Origin of the sequence: Vibrio sp. Y42_MX_L11 (genome assembly GCF_024181785.1) — a bacterium.
In the GTDB taxonomy this organism is placed as follows: domain Bacteria; phylum Pseudomonadota; class Gammaproteobacteria; order Enterobacterales; family Vibrionaceae; genus Vibrio; species Vibrio diabolicus.
In genome coordinates this window covers 178,439-196,303 of sequence record NZ_JAMZAP010000002.1, presented here as the reverse complement: position 1 = coordinate 196,303, position 17,865 = coordinate 178,439, and the positions used below count along the sequence as shown (strand labels likewise).

General features: G+C 45.8%; 14 protein-coding genes. 10 read left to right on the top strand and 4 right to left on the bottom strand.

Features of this window, described 5'->3' with window-relative positions:
* Nucleotides 1-43: 43 nt before the first annotated feature.
* Entirely contained in the window at nucleotides 44-1,867 is a 1,824-nt protein-coding gene (locus tag NL643_RS02720) for a DUF3413 domain-containing protein (RefSeq protein ID WP_253643865.1), read from the top strand.
* Between the two features lie 75 nt (nucleotides 1,868-1,942).
* Here NL643_RS02720 and NL643_RS02715 read toward each other — a convergent pair whose 3' ends face one another.
* Complete coding sequence (locus NL643_RS02715) at nucleotides 1,943-2,917, bottom strand: TDT family transporter (protein WP_065770676.1); 975 nt, start codon at nucleotides 2,915-2,917, stop codon at nucleotides 1,943-1,945.
* 109 nt (nucleotides 2,918-3,026) lie between these two features.
* On the opposite strand from NL643_RS02715, the gene NL643_RS02710 reads away from it, so the two are divergent.
* The 3 genes from NL643_RS02710 (at nucleotide 3,027) to dapD (ending at nucleotide 5,739) form a co-directional block, all read left to right on the top strand.
* Complete coding sequence (locus NL643_RS02710; protein WP_029829353.1) at nucleotides 3,027-3,953, top strand: LysR substrate-binding domain-containing protein; 927 nt, start codon at nucleotides 3,027-3,029, stop codon at nucleotides 3,951-3,953.
* Nucleotides 3,954-4,081: 128 nt separating this feature from the next.
* Nucleotides 4,082-4,378, top strand: coding sequence for a YebG family protein (locus tag NL643_RS02705; protein WP_041852896.1), 297 nt, complete (start codon nucleotides 4,082-4,084; stop codon nucleotides 4,376-4,378).
* A gap of 329 nt (nucleotides 4,379-4,707) precedes the next feature.
* Nucleotides 4,708-5,739 carry a 2,3,4,5-tetrahydropyridine-2,6-dicarboxylate N-succinyltransferase gene (gene dapD / locus NL643_RS02700; RefSeq protein ID WP_253643864.1) on the top strand — a complete coding sequence of 344 codons (1,032 nt, stop codon included), beginning with the start codon at nucleotides 4,708-4,710 and terminating at the stop codon, nucleotides 5,737-5,739.
* 355 nt (nucleotides 5,740-6,094) lie between these two features.
* Here the strand turns inward: dapD and glpQ are convergent, their stop codons facing one another.
* Both glpQ and glpT read right to left on the bottom strand, forming a co-directional pair.
* Nucleotides 6,095-7,150 carry a glycerophosphodiester phosphodiesterase gene (gene glpQ / locus NL643_RS02695; RefSeq protein ID WP_074191727.1) on the bottom strand — a complete coding sequence of 352 codons (1,056 nt, stop codon included), beginning with the start codon at nucleotides 7,148-7,150 and terminating at the stop codon, nucleotides 6,095-6,097.
* Between the two features lie 56 nt (nucleotides 7,151-7,206).
* Nucleotides 7,207-8,571 carry a glycerol-3-phosphate transporter gene (gene glpT / locus NL643_RS02690; RefSeq protein ID WP_006742417.1) on the bottom strand — a complete coding sequence of 455 codons (1,365 nt, stop codon included), beginning with the start codon at nucleotides 8,569-8,571 and terminating at the stop codon, nucleotides 7,207-7,209.
* Nucleotides 8,572-9,467: 896 nt separating this feature from the next.
* Here glpT and NL643_RS02685 point away from each other — a divergent pair.
* The 5 genes from NL643_RS02685 to NL643_RS02665 all read left to right on the top strand — a co-directional run bounded on the left by NL643_RS02685 (nucleotide 9,468) and on the right by NL643_RS02665 (nucleotide 15,824).
* Entirely contained in the window at nucleotides 9,468-10,322 is an 855-nt protein-coding gene (locus NL643_RS02685; RefSeq protein ID WP_046875005.1) for an MIP/aquaporin family protein, read from the top strand.
* Between the two features lie 59 nt (nucleotides 10,323-10,381).
* The gene (glpK, locus tag NL643_RS02680; RefSeq protein ID WP_006742415.1) at nucleotides 10,382-11,899 is read left to right on the top strand and encodes a glycerol kinase GlpK; all 1,518 of its coding nucleotides are present in this window, start codon (nucleotides 10,382-10,384) and stop codon (nucleotides 11,897-11,899) included.
* 159 nt (nucleotides 11,900-12,058) lie between these two features.
* Nucleotides 12,059-12,850, top strand: a complete 792-nt coding sequence (locus NL643_RS02675) for a DeoR/GlpR family transcriptional regulator (protein ID WP_006742414.1) — start codon at nucleotides 12,059-12,061, stop codon at nucleotides 12,848-12,850.
* Nucleotides 12,851-13,026: 176 nt separating this feature from the next.
* On the top strand, nucleotides 13,027-14,586 hold the full coding sequence (gene glpD / locus NL643_RS02670; RefSeq protein ID WP_006742413.1) for a glycerol-3-phosphate dehydrogenase: 1,560 nt from the start codon (nucleotides 13,027-13,029) through the stop codon (nucleotides 14,584-14,586).
* Nucleotides 14,587-14,870: 284 nt separating this feature from the next.
* A complete protein-coding gene (locus tag NL643_RS02665; RefSeq protein ID WP_253643863.1) occupies nucleotides 14,871-15,824 on the top strand; it encodes a CorA family divalent cation transporter in 954 nt (317 codons plus the stop codon).
* Nucleotides 15,825-15,896: 72 nt separating this feature from the next.
* Here NL643_RS02665 and NL643_RS02660 read toward each other — a convergent pair whose 3' ends face one another.
* Nucleotides 15,897-17,081, bottom strand: coding sequence for an NnrS family protein (locus tag NL643_RS02660; RefSeq protein WP_253643862.1), 1,185 nt, complete (start codon nucleotides 17,079-17,081; stop codon nucleotides 15,897-15,899).
* 184 nt (nucleotides 17,082-17,265) lie between these two features.
* On the opposite strand from NL643_RS02660, the gene NL643_RS02655 reads away from it, so the two are divergent.
* Nucleotides 17,266-17,817, top strand: a complete 552-nt coding sequence (locus NL643_RS02655) for a gamma-glutamylcyclotransferase family protein (RefSeq protein WP_253643861.1) — start codon at nucleotides 17,266-17,268, stop codon at nucleotides 17,815-17,817.
* The last annotated feature ends 48 nt before the right edge of the window (nucleotides 17,818-17,865 follow it).

Here is a 17,865-nt window from a genome sequence, read left to right as displayed (position 1 = left end):
TTTTATACTCTCTCTACCCATAATTTATAAACAAACAAAAAGTATGTTTCGCAAACTGTCTTCCAACAGCGCTTGGCTGATTGCTTTTTTTGCTTGCTTTGCAGTGTATCTGTCGATCGCTTGTTATCCTTTTGTGTTGTCTAACAATCAGAATGAACCGCTAACCTTGTTGCAAGGTTACTATTTGGTTTCGACTCAATATGGCTGGCTGGGCTTGATCGCTCTTCCATTTATGTTGTTGAGTTTATTGCTCTCTTTTCTACCGACTCGAGCATTCAAAGGCATCGTGGTCGCTATTGCGATCTGTCTATTGGTCATGTTTAAAGTCGATATCCTCGTTTTTCAGCAATACAAACTTCACATCAACGCCCTATTAATCCGTATGTTTTTCGAAGGTGGCGGTGATGTCTTCGATATTTCTTGGATGAGTTGGCTAATCTTCATCAGTGAAGTTGCCGTTCTGGTGATCGGGCTCGCCTGTACCGTTTGGATGAGTAATCAACTGGCAGAAAGCCGAGCTAAGTTCGTTTTGATCAGCGTCTGGTTTGCTGTATTGCTTAGCACGCAGATGATTCATGCGTACAAAAACGCGCTTTACGACGATGAAGTCAGTCAGTTTTCGAATAACTGGCCACTTTACTACCCGCTGACGGCTCGTAAATTTATTTACAAACACGACCTAGTGGATGAGAACATTGCATCGAAGAATCGCGTAGAGTTAACCAACATTGAACGTAGCTCACTCAACTACCCACTTGCGCCCATTCAAGTGCAAAGCAAAGAGAAGCAACCCAATGTTTTGTTTATCTTAGTTGACGCGTGGCGCTACAGTGATGCGACGCCGGAAGTCATGCCAAATGTCAGCAAATTCGCCGAAAAAACAGTGAATTTCACACAACATATGAGCGGCGGCAACTCAACTCAAGCAGGTATTTTCAGCCTGTTTTACAGCTTGCCAGCAACCTACTGGGAAAGCTTTTACGCAAGCCAACGCTCTCCTGTTTTTATGGATACGCTGCAAGCAGAAGGCTACCGCATGGGCATTTTTGGCTCGGCACCGCTCACCAGCCCACCACTCTCTCGCACAGTATTCAAAAAAGTGTCGGACTTGACCTTGAAACAAACTGGGGAAACAGCAGTCGAGCGCGATCAGCAGATCACAGACAAGTTCATCGAGTTCCAAAAGCAGGACAGCGACAAGCCGTACTTTGGTTTTCTGTTCTACGATGCCGCCCACGGCACGGTGTTTCCTGAACCTGAATTTGCGAAATTCAAACCATACTGGGAACGCGTTGACCACATTTTGCTCAACAACGATTTTGACGCTTCGCTTTACCACAATCGATACAAGAACTCGTTGTACTACATCGATAGCTTGATTGGTGATGTGCTGAAAAACGTCGACTTAGACAATACCATTGTGGTGATTTCATCTGATCATGGTGAAGAGTTTAATGACCATAAGATGAACTATTGGGGCCACACGGGTAACTACAGTGACGTACAAGTGCATGTGCCTCTTTACGTGTACATGCCAAATCGTCAACCAGAGCAAATTGATTACCGCACGACCCATTTTGACGTCGTGCCAACCATGATGAATACGCTGTTTGACGTTCAAGGCACAACGAGTTCATACAGCGTTGGTCATAACTTGTTTGATAGTTCTGCCCCTCGCGATTGGTATATTGCTGGCAGCTACTACAACTATGCATTGGTCGGCAAAGAACTGATGCTTGTGGTCAACCCTGGCGGGCACTCTCAGCAACTGAATCGCCAGTTAAAAGTCGAGAAAGAACAGAAAGTTCCTGTCGATATCATTCGTCATTCTCTGGATGAGATGTCGCGATTTTACAAAAAAGGCTAGCGTCCAACATCGACGCCGATTGAAATAAAAAAGCCTCTTGGTTGTAAGACCAAGAGGCTTTTCCCTATCTGCTATTTAAGCGTGATGCGCGTGCATCAAGCGTGGCTGAATCAATAAGTTGTTGATGTATTGTAAAGCCACATAAGAGACAACAAATGTTGCCACAATCAACTCAAGGCCAGCTAAGCCGCGCACTTGTTGAACATAGTGCGCAGCCAATCCTTGCAACTCCATCCAATTCGCCATTTTAAACAGCGCCGTCGCACCGATCACCATCGGGAAAGTGAACGCCGCATAGCCTGGGCTAAATGGCAGTCTAAGCAATTTAAAGAATGCGAGGTAAATGATGGCTGTCATCAATACCGCGATACCAAATAGCATAGCGATGATCACTGGTGATGGTGTCGCTGTGACCGTTAAGTACCCTGCCAATGATAGACTTGCTGGCGCTGCCATGATTGCCATTGTTGGTTTCGCTGCATCCGGAATTTCATGGGTAAACATGAAACGGTAAATCATCATCGGCAACATGATCGCGTACGCCACCATACCAAACATCAATGCGCCTTGTGCCACTGGTGCTAACATCGGGTTGCCAGAGAAAGACACATCCGCAACGATGATACCCACTGGCGGTACAAACCAACTAGGAACCATGTGATGTAATTCAAAATCTTTGGCGCGATGGTAAACAAAGCTCACCAAGAACACGATGTGCAGAACCACTGCAATCAGCCAAAGCACATCACCAGCCAATGGGTAAAAATGGCCGAGAGAGTTCGATACCACCATAGTGCCCATCGCAAATGTCGGAACCACGCTGCCCACAACCGGATGAGCAAGATCTTGTCTCAATAGATGGTTATGTAGCAAAAACTTGGTTGCCAATATAACCAACAATACGCTCGCAATACCCGCACTAATCCACTGTCCGTAGCCATGTAATTCGGCGAAGTTTTCCCAACTCCAGCCTAAGCTTGCAATACCAAGAGCCAAACCCGCCATCGGAGTTGGTGCTCCCATTACTTTTGCTTTTGTTCTTTGAATCATGATGACCTCAACCAGACTCACTCTTGATGGAGCGTATAATACGCTTGCACTTCGTTCTGATATATCTAATTATTTAAAACAAACGTTCAGAATTACTTAACGGTGGGGTATGGCAAGTCACATTTCTCTTAAACAACTGAAAGTGTTTACGACGATCACGCAGCACAAAACGCTCACAGCAGCTTCTGATAGTCTCTTTTTATCGAAAGCCGCAGTGAGCATGGCACTCTCAGAATTAGAAAAGCAGATCGGCCATCACTTGTTTGATCGTGTTAATAACCGATTGATTTTGAACCAAGAAGGTCAAAAACTACTGCCACTGGCGGATGAATTACTCAACCGAGCCAAAGACATCGAGAGCATTTTCGATGGTGACCAAGCGCTATCGGGCCAACTTCGCATTGGTGCCAGCGACACCATTGGCAACCAAGTTGCGCCCTATTTGCTTAGCGAATTTCGTCAGCAAACGAACCATCGTTCTCAAAGCCTGTTCATTTCTAACTCTGCACAAATCTGCGACATGCTGACCGATTACGAGTTAGACATCGCCCTCATTGAGGGCAAAACACTTCACCCTGAATTGCAGTCCACCCAGTTTAGCGAAGATGAAATGTGCGTGATTTGCGCGCCCGATTACCCAGCCGCGCACGAAGGGCCAATAAACTTAACCGAGCTAGAAAACAGCGAATGGATATTGCGAGAGGCAGGATCTGGTTCACGCGAATTTTTTATGCGCGTTGTCGCGCCGCGCTTGGAACATTGGCATGAAGCTTTTCAGCTCAATACCACCGAAGCGTTGATCAACTCAGTATCGGCGGGGTTAGGCTTGGGCTGCTTGTCACGCTTGTCTGCTGAACCTGCTATTCGTGACGGTCGCGTGCAACTGCTCGACATGCCTTTGGATATGAAACGTCGCTTCTGGTTACTGGTTCATAAAGAGAAATACCAAAGCCCACTACTCAGAACGTTTATCGAATTTTGCCAAGATTGGGAACGACCAAATAACCTTTATCTAGAGAATACGCCCTCCAAGTAAAACGGAGATAGTTTAAATGCTGGTCAGTTAGTTGTACGTGTCTCTCATTCTTAGGCTTGTCGCTAGACTTAACTGGTCAAAAACTGTATAAAAAGCCAGTATCAATACACCAAGTTAGGGGACCAACCATGGCTGTAATCGTCAAGTACGTGGTAGAACGCAATGGAGAAGAGAAAATGACTTTTACCTCTAAAGCGGAAGCTGACGCATACGATAAAATGCTAGACATGGCAGACGAACTATTCACGCTGCTAGGTAAAAGTGAACTTCTAGAAGACGAAGGTAAGCAAGAAGATCTTGCGATGTACCTCGCTCAAAACAAAGAAGAAGTGCTTTACGCACTGGGTGCAAAACGCAAACCGGCACCAAAGAAAGCAAAAAAGCTTGAATCTGTAGAAGAAGATAAGCAAGAAGACGCTGCATAAGCCTCTCATTTGTTAAAGAAACGCCGCATCATGTGGCGTTTTTTGTATCTGAAGGCACACATCATCATGGAAAGATCGCCCTTTCTTTCGAGCACAGATACGACAAATCGCCTTCTTTCATTTCAACAAACACCCGCTAATTGACCACCTCACAACCACATTTCTCATCAGACAGACATATCTCCCAAAAGACAAAAGGTATCCATCTACAGACTTTATCTATTTCCCCTCTTTAAACTCCCTAGCACTCTCATTATGATGGCTGACAACTTAATTATTTCTTGTCAGTGAACAGACGAGACACAAGACTCAACACATGGAGATCAACTATGGCTTTCTTTTCTCTAGCCTTTGGTACAGCGACTAAAAACCGCGATGGCAAAATCATTGAAGCGTTTTTTCCAAACCCAGTTCTTAACCCAAATGAAGAGCTTGTTAACGCACTAGCAGCAGTAGCCGGTTACGAACAAGGCAACCAAGCTATCGAGATCTCTGCTGCACAAAGCGCAGAACTTGCGGCGGCTTTCGAAGCAAACGGCGATGCAGCAAACGCATCTTTCGCAACCAAAGCAGCAGAATCAGCACAGCCGCTTGTACTGGTTATTCTAGCTACGGATGAACAGCCACAATCTGTTGCTGAAGGCTTCCTAAAACTTCAACTTATCTCTAACCGTCTAGTTAAGCCACACGGCACAGTACTGGATGGCATCTTCGGTCTACTACACAACATCGCATGGACTAACGAAGGCCCAATCGACCTACCTGAGCTGGCTGAGCGTCAAATCGAAGCTCGCCTAGCTGGCCGTACGCTAAGCGTAGATTGCGTAGACAAGTTCCCTAAAATGGTGGACTACGTGGTTCCAACTGGCGTTCGTATCGCAGATACTTCTCGCGTACGTCTTGGTGCACACGTTGGCGAAGGCACAACGGTAATGCACGAAGGCTTCATCAACTTCAACGCGGGTACTACTGGCGTGAGCATGGTTGAAGGTCGTATCTCTGCGGGTGTGGTTGTTGGTAACGGTTCAGACATCGGTGGCGGTGCATCTATCATGGGTACACTATCTGGCGGCGGTAAAGTGGTGGTTTCCATCGGTGAAAACTCTCTACTAGGCGCAAACGCAGGTCTTGGCTTCCCAATGGGTGACCGTTGTACTATCGAATCAGGTCTGTACGTAACCGCTGGCTCTAAAGTACGCATGCTAGATTCTGAAGGTCAAGAAGTCGAAGTGGTGAAAGCACGCGACCTTGCTGGTGTTTCTGACCTACTGTTCCGTCGTAACTCTGTGACAGGTCAAATCGAGTGTCTTGCAAACAAGAGCGCGGTTGAACTGAACAGCGAACTGCATAAAAACAACTAATAAGAATACCTAAATAACCTCGAGATGCTTGATTCAGCGAGGCTGACTTGGCTTGCAGGCGCGGCAACGAGTTGAAGATCTAGTTAATCTAAATCAAAGCTCGTTAACAAAGCATGAAAGCCAAGACAACTCGCCCTTTGGGAGCGTGTCACTATCACGATTCCCGCGTCAAATAACTTGAAAATAGCGAGCTATTTCACTTCGTCATTTTCCTTGAACTCGTATCAGTGACCACGCTCTGAACTGAGCATCTTGAAGTCATTTAGGTATTGCAGTGAATTAGCCCTACGAAAAATCCCCCAGCAGAAAACTGTTGGGGGATTTTTTAGCTTAAAGCAAAATGTGTGGGTGCTGGTTACTGATTTAAAAAGCTGACCGCTTTATCTGGGAAGTCAGTAAACAAACCATCCACCTTCACTTGGTTGTAGTACACATCCATCATGCCCTCAAAACTGTCCGTGTACGCTGGAATGCGTCCTGGATCGGCACGGAACGTGTATGGATGAACTTGTAAACCAGCGTCTTTTGCAGACTTCATCAACGGCTTGATGATGATATTGTCTTTGGTTGACTTATCATCCACCAGCATCGGCTTCCAAGGTCCAATACCTTCGGCGTAACTCGCCACTTTCTTCATGCCGTCGGCTTCGAACATCCAATCATAGCTGTATGGCGTTGCTGTATCGCCTTTGTACACCATAGTTTCGTTCCAATCTGTGTAAGCCATGAGCTGAACGAGCTTTAAATCCATGTCCATTGCGGGCATCAACTCACTGTTAATGCGTTGCAGTTCGTTCGCATCAAAACACTGCAGGTAAACTTTGTCGTCTTGCGAGTCGTAACCGTACTGCTTCAAGACTTTAAGCACCGCTTTAGAAATGTCCTTACCTTCATGACGATGGAACCAAGGCGCTTTAATTTCTGGGTAAATACCGATATCGTAACCCAACGTCTTGTTAAGTCCTTGGATTAGCTCAATCTCTTCAGCAAACGTCGGCACGGTAAAATCCGATTTCCACATTGGGAATCGTGTCGGATAACCAGCGACCTTATTACCTTTGTCATCGATATTAAAGCCTTCAGTTACTCGCAAGGATTTGATTTCCGCCAGTGTGAAATCAATCGCGTAATAACGGCCGTCTTTGCGCGCACGATCAGGAAAACGCTCCGCAACATCCGTTACACGATCGAGATAATGGTCATGCAACACGACCAACTGGTCGTCTTTCGTCATTACCACATCTTGCTCTATGTAGTCAGGTTTCATTGCGTAAGCAAGCGCTTTGGCTTCTAGCGTGTGTTCAGGCAAGTAACCCGATGCGCCACGGTGTGCAATTACAAGTGGTTTTGCAATCGCACCAGCTGAGAGGCTAAGTGCTAAAAAAGTAAGACATACTGACTTTGTTTTCATTGTTATTTCCTTGATAAAGCGAAGAGGCAGTATTCCACTGCCTCTTTAAATAAATATTACGCTAGCGCTTCCTTTTCGCGCTCTTTTTGCTCGTGGTGCGCACGCTCACCTAAGAAGGCGTACATCAAACACACAATAGAAGTAATACAAGAACCCACTAAGATGATAAAGCCACCATCCCAGCCAAAGTGGTCTACCGTGTAGCCCAGAATCGCGTTTGCGGCAACTGCCCCACCTAAGTATCCAAATAAACCAGTAAGACCAGCAGCAGTACCAGCGGCTTTCTTCGGAGCGAGTTCAAGTGCGTACAAGCCAATCAGCATAACCGGACCATAGATTAGGAAGCCAATTGCAATCAGCGCCATCATGTCCACCATTGGGTTACCAGCAGGGTTAAACCAGTAAACCATCACTGCAACGGTCACTAGCACCATAAATAAGATGCCAGCAGGTGCGCGACGACCTTTAAACAGTTTGTCTGAAATCCAACCACACAATAACGTGCCTGGAATGCCGGCCCATTCGTATAAGAAGTAAGCCCATGAAGATTTATCTACCGAGAAATCCTTCGCTTCTTTTAGGTAAACAGGTGCCCAGTCCAGTACGCCGTAGCGAATTAGGTAAACAAATGCGTTTGCAATTGCAATCGACCAAAGCAGCTTGTTGTTGAATACATACTTAAAGAAGATTTCCTTGGCTGTCATTTCTTGTTCGTGCGACTTGTCATAGTCATCAGGATAATCGTCTTTATACTCTTCGATCGGTGGCAAACCACAAGATTGAGGCGTATCGCGAACCGTCATCCAAACAAACACAGCAACCAACGTGGCGAAAAATGCAGGAACATAAAATGCAGTGCGCCAATCATCGTTAAATGCCCACAGGCCAAGAATAAATAGTGGACCAATCAAACCGCCACCCACGTTGTGTGCCACGTTCCAAACCGAAACGATCTCACCACGCTCTTTACGTGACCACCAGTGCACCATGGTTCGTCCACATGCGGGCCACCCCATGCCTTGGAACCAACCGTTCAAGAAAAGCAAAATGAACATCGCAGTGACGCTGCCAGTCGCCCATGGCATAAAGCCAAAGCAAAACATCACTAATGCAGACATCAACAGGCCGCCACTTAGGAAGTAGCGAGGGTTGGAACGGTCAGATACGCTGCCCATTAGAAATTTAGAGAGACCATATGCAATGGAAACAGCTGCCAGCGCGACACCTAAGTCACCGCGGCTAAAGCCTTGCTCGATAAGATAAGGCATCGCCAAACTGAAGTTTTTACGAACCAAATAGTAACCGGCGTAGCCAACAAATATACCGATAAAGAGTTGCCAACGGAGGCGAGAGTAGGTGCTATCGATACTGCCTGGGGACAGACGATCAATGTGCGCCTTAGGTTTGAATATTCCAAACATAGGAACCTCATTATTTTGTATGCGATGGTAAAAAACACAAAAGGAGCGAACGAAACAAAAAAATCTTCGTTCGAAAGTTCATGAATTGTATTGAGTTAGGATTTTATTTCTGTGACAAATGTTGCACATGAATTAAATATAAGTAAATACAGTAAATTAGAGCGTATTAATTAGACCATCGTTCAACTTTACTCATAATTAGTTAATATGAAACTGATGTTTCAACCTCTCATTTGAGCATTCCAATTCGAAACCAATGAAACAAAGGCTCGAATAAGAACACAAATTAACCGTAAAAAGGGTGTTTCACATCCATCCTTGTTACGCGACACCACTAAATAACTAAAAAGATGAAAAATGTTCGCGCTTAGTATCAAACGAAATAACAAAACTAATGTTATCTGAACTCAAACCTAGACAGTGATTCACGAACACAAGACATAAACCGCGTTTATTTTCCTCTCCATTTTCATAATTAACACTAATTTGGATAACAAGTTCCTCTCGAGATATAAACATAGCAACGCATTTTCTTATATCACCGCTAGTCCTTGATGTACTTGACCTCGCCTTACCTCTTTAGGGTTAATTACTACGCAAAATCTGAGTAATAAATCCCCAAGCACGTAGCAGCTTCACAAAACTCCTCTTACCAGTTGTGCATTCTTTTTCACATCGGTAATTTGAGCGCTTCCAAAACACACTTCGTAGCAAAGAAGTTCTTTTCGTTGTTTTCTTTTTCGATTAAAAGATGCGCCATTTAACAAAAACGAAGACTTTGATTAACAATTTTATGCTCAAACGCTCATTTTTAACGCGCGTTTGTTTTCGCAAACGTTTATATGTGCACAATAGTATCGTGCTAGACAGGCAAAAATGATCAAAGGACTTTTAACATGACAACGAACAAACACCCCTCTCTGCTCGGAGAATGTTTGGCCGAGTTTATCGGTACAGGACTACTTATCTTCTTCGGCGTAGGCTGTGTCGCAGCCTTAGTTCTAACAGGCGCATCATTTGGACAATGGGAAATCAGTATTGTATGGGGCCTAGGTGTCGCCATCGCTATTTACTGTACTGCCGGCGTTTCAGGCGCGCACATCAACCCAGCGGTAACCATCGCACTCGCTATGTTCCATGGTTTTGATAAGGCGAAAGTGGTGCCATACATCATCGCCCAAATGCTTGGCGCATTCTGCTCTGCTGCGTTGGTTTACAGCTTATACAGCAACCTTTTCACCGACTACGAAATCGCACATAACTTCGTCCGCAGTAGCCAAGATGCACTAGCAACCGCTGGTATCTTCTCAACCTATCCACATGCTTCCCTCTCTTTCTTTGGCGCTTTTGCTGTGGAATTCGTTATCACTGCCGTGCTGATGTTTGCGATTTTGGCTTTGGGCGATGAAAATAACGGCGCTGCACGAGGTGCAATGAACCCGCTGTTAATCGGTATTTTGATTGCCGTGATCGGTGGTTCTCTTGGTCCACTAACTGGCTTCGCGATGAACCCTGCGCGCGACTTTGGACCGAAACTGTTCGCTTACTTCGCAGGCTGGGATTACGCTCTGACAGGTGCTAAAGACATTCCTTACTTTATCGTGCCTTTACTTGCTCCGATTGCAGGTGCGTGTTTTGGTGGTTGGTTGTATCCAAAAGCGATTGCGGCTTACCTTCCACAACAAGGCCACGGCTGTACAATTCCAAACCAATGTGAGACGGAAGAAGAAACAGAAGAAGCTAGAGCTTAAAACTGACGCAACTCGAACATTTACTAAAATATAAATAACGAAACAAAAGGATTCTTACCATGACTGAGCAAAAATACATTGTTGCCCTAGACCAAGGTACGACAAGCTCTCGCGCAGTAATTCTTGATCATGACGCGAACATCGTAAGCGTCGCACAGCGCGAATTTACTCAGATTTATCCAGAGGCAGGTTGGGTAGAACATGACCCAATGGAAATCTGGGCAACACAAAGCTCTACGTTGGTAGAAGCTCTAGCTAAGTCTGGCATCCGTAGCGACCAATTGGCGGCTATCGGTATTACTAACCAGCGTGAAACCACCATCGTCTGGAATAAAGAAACAGGCAAACCCGTTTACAATGCGATCGTATGGCAATGTCGCCGTACTGCTGACATCTGTGAAGATTTAAAAGCGCGTGGTCTAGAAAACTACGTACGTGACAACACAGGTTTGGTACTTGACCCTTACTTCTCAGGTACCAAAGTGAAATGGATTCTGGACAACGTTGAAGGCGCGCGCGAAGACGCAGAAGCAGGCAAGCTGTTGTTCGGTACCGTCGATACTTGGTTAGTTTGGAAGATGACTCAAGGCCGCGTTCACGTGACCGACTACACTAACGCATCGCGTACCATGCTATTTAACATCAACGATCTATGTTGGGATCAGAAAATGTTAGATGAGCTTGGTATCCCAGCATCTATGATGCCAGAAGTAAAACGTTCATCGGAAGTTTACGGTAAGACTAACATTGGTGGTAAAGGCGGTACTCGTATTCCTATTTCTGGTATTGCTGGTGACCAACAAGCTGCGCTTTACGGCCAAATGTGTGTTGAAGCGGGTCAGGCGAAAAACACTTACGGCACGGGTTGTTTCTTGCTAATGAATACGGGCCAAGAAAAAGTCACTTCGACGCACGGCCTACTGACAACTTTGGCTTGTGGTCCGAAAGGTGAGCCTGCTTATGCGCTTGAAGGTGCCGTATTCATGGGTGGTGCTTCTATCCAATGGCTACGTGATGAATTAAAAATCCTAAACGGTGCGGAAGACTCTGAATACTTCGCAACCAAAGTGGATACCTCAAACGGCGTTTATGTCGTGCCTGCCTTTACTGGTTTAGGCGCACCATACTGGGATGCCTACGCACGTGGCACGATTGTCGGCCTTACTCGCGGTGTGAACTCAAACCACATTATCCGTGCGACTTTGGAAGGCATCGCTTACCAAACTCGTGACGTACTGGATGCTATGCAAGCCGACTCAGGTATTAAACTTGCGAATCTTCGCGTCGATGGCGGTGCGGTAGCGAACAACTTCCTAATGCAGTTCCAATCCGATGTATTGAATACAGAAGTACACCGCCCTCAAGTAACAGAGGTTACCGCTCTTGGTGCAGCCTACCTTGCAGGCCTTGCCGTGGGTTACTGGGACAGCATTGACGAGTTGCAGAATAAAGCGGTGCTTGATCGCACCTTTGAGCCGCACGATGATGAAGAAAAGCGCAATCGTCGTTACAAGGGTTGGAAACGCGCAGTGAAATGTGCGCAAACCTGGTCTGAGCTTCACGACGAAGAAGATTAATCTCACCTCCATACGAAAAAAGAGCGCCATTTGTGCGCTCTTTTTTGCGCTTTGCCCCTGATTCCTGAACTCGCTTACTTCTCACAACGCGCAAATTCGAGCACAATAGAGCTTCGAATTTGAAGCATTGGCCGTTACCAATGCACAAGGGAGTGGTAAGTGAAGCAAATACCTCGACACCAACAGATTGTTGAGTTGGTGAAAAAACAAGGCTATGTCAGCACGGATGAGTTGGTAGAAAGATTCAATGTCAGCCCACAAACCATCCGACGCGATCTTAATGAACTCGCCGACGACAACAAAATTCGTCGTTATCACGGTGGTGCAACCATCCCTCTCAGTTCTGAAAACACATCTTACAACACGCGTAAAGCGCTCAACTTCAATGAAAAAGATGTCATTGCAGACGAGGTGGTCAAGCACATTCCTGATGGCGCGACTCTATTTATTGATATCGGCACCACACCAGAAGCGGTTGCGCGAGCGCTCAATAAAAACCATAAACAGCTACGCGTGGTTACCAACAATATCAACGTGGCAACCATTCTCTTCCCCAACCCAGAGATCAAAGTCATCTTAGCAGGCGGTGAAGTTCGAAGTCGCGATGGCGGCATTGTTGGAGAAGCCACTCTCGACTTCGTTAAACAGTTCCGTCTCGACTTTGGCATTCTTGGCATCAGTGGTATCGACTTTGATGGCTCGCTATTAGACTTTGATTACCACGAAGTCAGGGTCAAACAAGCGATCATCGACAACAGCCGCAGTGTATTTCTCGCCGTCGACCACACCAAATTTGGGCGGAATGCCATGGTGAAGCTAGGCAATATCGCTCAGCTCAACATGATCTTTACCAACAAGCAGCCACCAGAAGAAATCTTGTCGATTTTAAAAGAAGCTTCAATTCCGCTTGAAGTCGTTGAAGCGAACGAGACAAACTTCGAAAACGAGTAGTTCCAATCATTAATTTGCCTCTCAAATGACCTCTGTCTTAATTGGGCAGAGGTTTTTTTGTGCCTAAATCACACAAAACGCTCACAAACGAAAATAATAGATGATCACAAACGAAACCTAAGCTAGGATTAGATCATGTTCTAAAATGCTCGTTCGCTCACCAAGAGGTCAAATTTATGAGTATACAAAAAAATGCTTCCACTACTAGCTCATCCACTACCTTAGACTTGATCGTAATTGGTGGCGGCATTAACGGGGCTGGTATTGCGGCAGACGCAGCTGGCCGCGGTTTGAGTGTTGGCTTATACGAAGCAAGTGACTTCGCCTCCGCTACTTCTTCGGCAAGTTCTAAACTGATCCACGGTGGTTTACGCTACCTTGAACACTACGAGTTTCGTTTGGTTTCGGAAGCGCTCGCAGAACGTGAAGTTATTCTTCGCAAAGCGCCACACGTTGCCCTACCAATGCGTTTCCGTTTGCCTCATCGCCCATTCCTGCGTCCAGCTTGGATGATTCGCTGTGGTCTGTTCCTTTACGATAACTTGGGTAAACGTACGACTCTGCCAGGCAGCAAAACCGTCAACTTAGCGAAATCGGGCTTGCTAAAACCAGAAATGAAAACCGGTTTCGAATACTCTGACTGTTGGGTTGATGACGCGCGTTTAGTATTACTTAACGTTCTGGCTGCTCGTGAAAACCATGCAGAAGTACGTAACTACTGCCGCGTAGAAAAAGCACACCGTGAAGGTGGTATCTGGCATGTCACAATTCATGACGTGATGACAGACCAACGTTTCGAACGCAAAGCAAAAGCACTAGTAAACGCAGCTGGCCCTTGGGTAAAACAGTTCTTTGATGATGGATTAGAGCAAGCCTCTCCTCGTAACATTCGCTTAATCAAAGGCTCGCACATCGTTGTTCCTCGTATCCACAACGAACCGCAAGCCTACATTCTTCAAAACAAAGACAACCGCATCGTATTTATGATTCCTTACTTAGATAAGTTCTCAATCATTGGTACAACAGATGTGGAATACAAAGGTGACCCACGCGAAGTGGCAATCTCAGATGACGAAGTCGATTACCTCATCGACATCGTAAACCAACACTTTGTCCACCAGCTGACTCGCGAAGATGTGGTTTGGACATACAGCGGTGTTCGTCCTTTATGTGACGATGAATCTGACTCTCCGCAAGCGATCACACGAGACTACACGTTAGAACTCGATGCGGAATACGACCATGCACCTCTGCTTTCTGTCTTTGGTGGTAAGCTGACGACCTACCGTAAGCTGGGTGAAGCGGCAATGAAAAAGCTGGCTCCTTTCCTACCAGAGATGGGAAGCGACTGGACGGCAAATCAAACCCTACCTGGTGGTAACTTCAGCTGTAGTCGTGAACAATTAGCTAAACAAATTCATGCTAAATACGCGTGGGCGCCAGAAGCATTGATTCTTCGTTACGTAACACAATTTGGTACCCAAACGTGGAACTTAATGGAAGGCACAGCAAGCGAAGCTGACCTTGGACACGCGTTCTCATCGCAAGCCGGCGGTGTTTACCAACGTGAGATCGACTACTTAATGAACCATGAAATGGCAATGACCGATGAAGACATTTTGTGGCGTCGTACCAAGCTTGGTCTGTACATGAACGACGAAGAAAAGCTGGCTTTATCGGACTATTTAAAAGAAAAGCTACAGCAGAAAGTGGTTAATCTTTCTCAAGTTGGCTAACTGCTCCTCCCCTCCCCACTAGAAAGCCTGCCTCGTTGCAGGCTTTTTTATTTTGCTGTTTTTACACCACACTTTGGCTTGCTTCGCTTGATTACAAATAAGAGCAACTATTCATAGACATTTAGCGTTAAATGCAATCATACTCATTTAAATAATTACCCCTGAATCACTTCATGGCGCTAGGTTCAGAACGTTATCACTGATGCACTTCCCGGAAAATAATGCAGTGGAAGAACAGGCTCTTTCCGAGTTATTTGGGGAAAGGCTCAGACAAGGAAAAGAAAATGGGTTTTATGATTGAACATTGGGATTTTTCAACCCCAGAAGCAACTCAGCAATCCACAACGGCGGAGCAGATTCAAGCCAAACATTGGTACCATTGTGAGCGGCTGCATCCCGATATTCGTGGCTGGCTAGAGCAAAACCAAGTACCACGTGCCACTGTTGATCACCTGTTAGCCGACGAGAGCCGACCGTCTTTCCACCCTTTGGATGAAGAGAACTTCATGTTGATTTTACGAGGCGTCAATATGAATGGCGATGCTTCACCAGAAGACATGCTCAGTATTCGAATTCTCTATTTTCAAGGCGCACTGATTTCAACACGTAAGATCCCATCGCGTGCCATCATGGAAATTCGTCAAGCCTTGGCGGAACACAAAGGTCCGAAAAGCCTTGCTGGTTTACTTCATCAGATTATTGAAGGATTAAATAGCAAAATAGACGTTTACCTCGATACGATTGAAGAGACGTTAAACCAGTTTGATGTGAATGATGAATCGACGTACAAGCATATGGCGACTCAAAAAGCGCTTATTTCCATCAAACGTTTTATTCGCCCTCAGCAATATGCTATTCGTGATCTCGTTGAATCAGAGTCCGAGTTGGTGGCTTTAAGGCCCCATCAATATCGCTTCGCCCACAATAATATTACGCGCATAAATGAAACACTTGAGTTTTATCTTGGAGAAGTCGCACTCTTTCAAGAAGAAATCAAACATCATCGTGACGAGAAAACTAATAAAAACAGTTATCTATTTACCTTGGTGGCGACTATTTTCTTGCCAACCAGCTTCCTAACAGGTTTGCTTGGCATCAACATTGGCGGTATGCCAGGCGTGGAATCCGCCATGGCGTTCACCTGGTTCTGTATCGCTTTAATTGTCATCTTTGCTCTAGAGTGGTGGCTATTCAAACGCTTGGGGTTCACGAATAAAACGGACGACGAAGACGAATAAGCGCTAATCCTATAAAGAACAAAAATCAAAAGAGGAGCGCGCGGCTCCTCTTTCTCTACTCACATTAGCGCCCTATCCGGGATGACCATCAACGCGAGGGGTAATAAGCATCACGCCAAAGCGCCAAACAAACAGGCCAAATGCGACAATCCACAATCCGCCACTGATATTAATCCACAGCATCATATTGGCAGGATCAAATATCACGGCAAAACTGCGAACCAAAGCTGCCGCGGTAATCGCCGCAAACGCAAGGCTCATGTTCGGACCTTTGTAGATCATGCGACCAGTATGTCCCATCGTCACGCGTGCGATCATCGCTAAAATCAAGCCGCCTAATGCACCTATCGCAAACAGGTGAATCAGGTTATGGCTGGCAAATGCATCTCCCCAAGTGCCTCGCAAAATTAAGCTTAGTGGCAAACACAAATACGCAGCATGCAGCGACCACACTAAAGGCTCGCTCAGGGTTAACCAAGGTTTCCAACGAACAAAACGCACCAACTGAGCAACTCCTGCAAACAGCATCAACGGATTGCCTAATTCTGCAAACGTCACAGGGAAAAAGCTCAGCACAAATAGCATTACCAACGGCAAGTTCGCGAACCATTCTAACCAAGCCAGTGGTTGCGCTTTTTCGAAATTAAATCGACGCGCAGTAAAGAATGGAATCACACGTCCGCCCATGACCGACAGTAACAACGTAAACCACCACAACATCGCCTGCCATACAGCAGAAGAGCTAAACGGCGGCATGCCTTTTATTGTTGCGTAGCTTGCAAAGTTCGCAAAAATGGCCAAAAGAAACAGCGGTACAAAAAACAGATTACGCCAACCTTTGGCTCGATAAACACGAATGCCTACCTCATAGGCAACAAACAACAAAAATACCGCTTCAATGCTGCTGGTTAACCATAACGGCGCTGGCGTCCAGAGCAATATTCTAGGTGCCAAACACAAGCCAAATAAGATCAAAAGCGTGTAATGCTTGGTGCCATTAATGCCAGTCCAGTTTTGTACCGCGGTCAGTACAAAACCAACCACAATCGCCATCGAAAAGCCGAACAACATTTCATGTACGTGCCACCATAATGCCGGTACAGCTAATGCGTTTGGCTGTCCGCTCTGGAACATCCACACCCACAACGCGATCGCAACAATGGCGTAAATCGACCCAAACAGGAAAAACGGCCGAAAGCCTAATCGCAGCCATGCGGGGATTTTTTCTTCCACTTTTTTATCGGTGATATTCAGCATTATCTTGCCCTCAAGCGTCTCTCGATGCTGGTTAACTCAACTACAATATTGATGCTACCATAAACATGCATAAAAAATACATGTTAATAGTTAGGATTATACTTAAGAGGTAAAGTTGTGCTTCAGAGGCGGGTTAGGTATAAACGGTGAGAGACACAACCATCAGTTAAGGGATGCAACGAAGATGTACATATTTGGCTATGGCAGTTTGATTAATTCTGCGTCACGTAAGTTAACCGGACAAACGGGAGAAGCCATTCCCGTCATTGCTCATGGACTGGTGCGCTACTGGGGAAAGATTGATGACAGCTATACTCTGTCTCCTCTGGTTGTGAACCAAGGCGATGGGCAGGTCAACGGCGTTTTACTCGAAGTGAATGAAGAAGCTCTCGCAGAATTCGATCGCCGTGAGCGTGGTTATCATCGTATTCAAATTCAGCCAGATCAAATAGAAACGGACGCGAACTTTAACCAAGAACATAGCATCTGGGTTTACGTAAAAGACGAGCCATTACCACCGTGCGTAAAAAGCCCAATCATGCAAAGCTATGTCGATACCGTGCTAGCAGGTTGCTTAGAAGTATCTCATGCGTTTGCAGAGCATTTTGTGCGTCACACTATTGGCTGGCAACACGCAAGAGAAAATGACCGCCACCAACCTAAATATGGCAACCTTGCAGGCGTGCAAAAGCATCATTACGAGTTGATTGATAATCTGATTGCCCAAAATTCGTAGCTCAATCCCATCTGTAAAAACAGCTCTAAACTAAGAGCTGTTTTTACA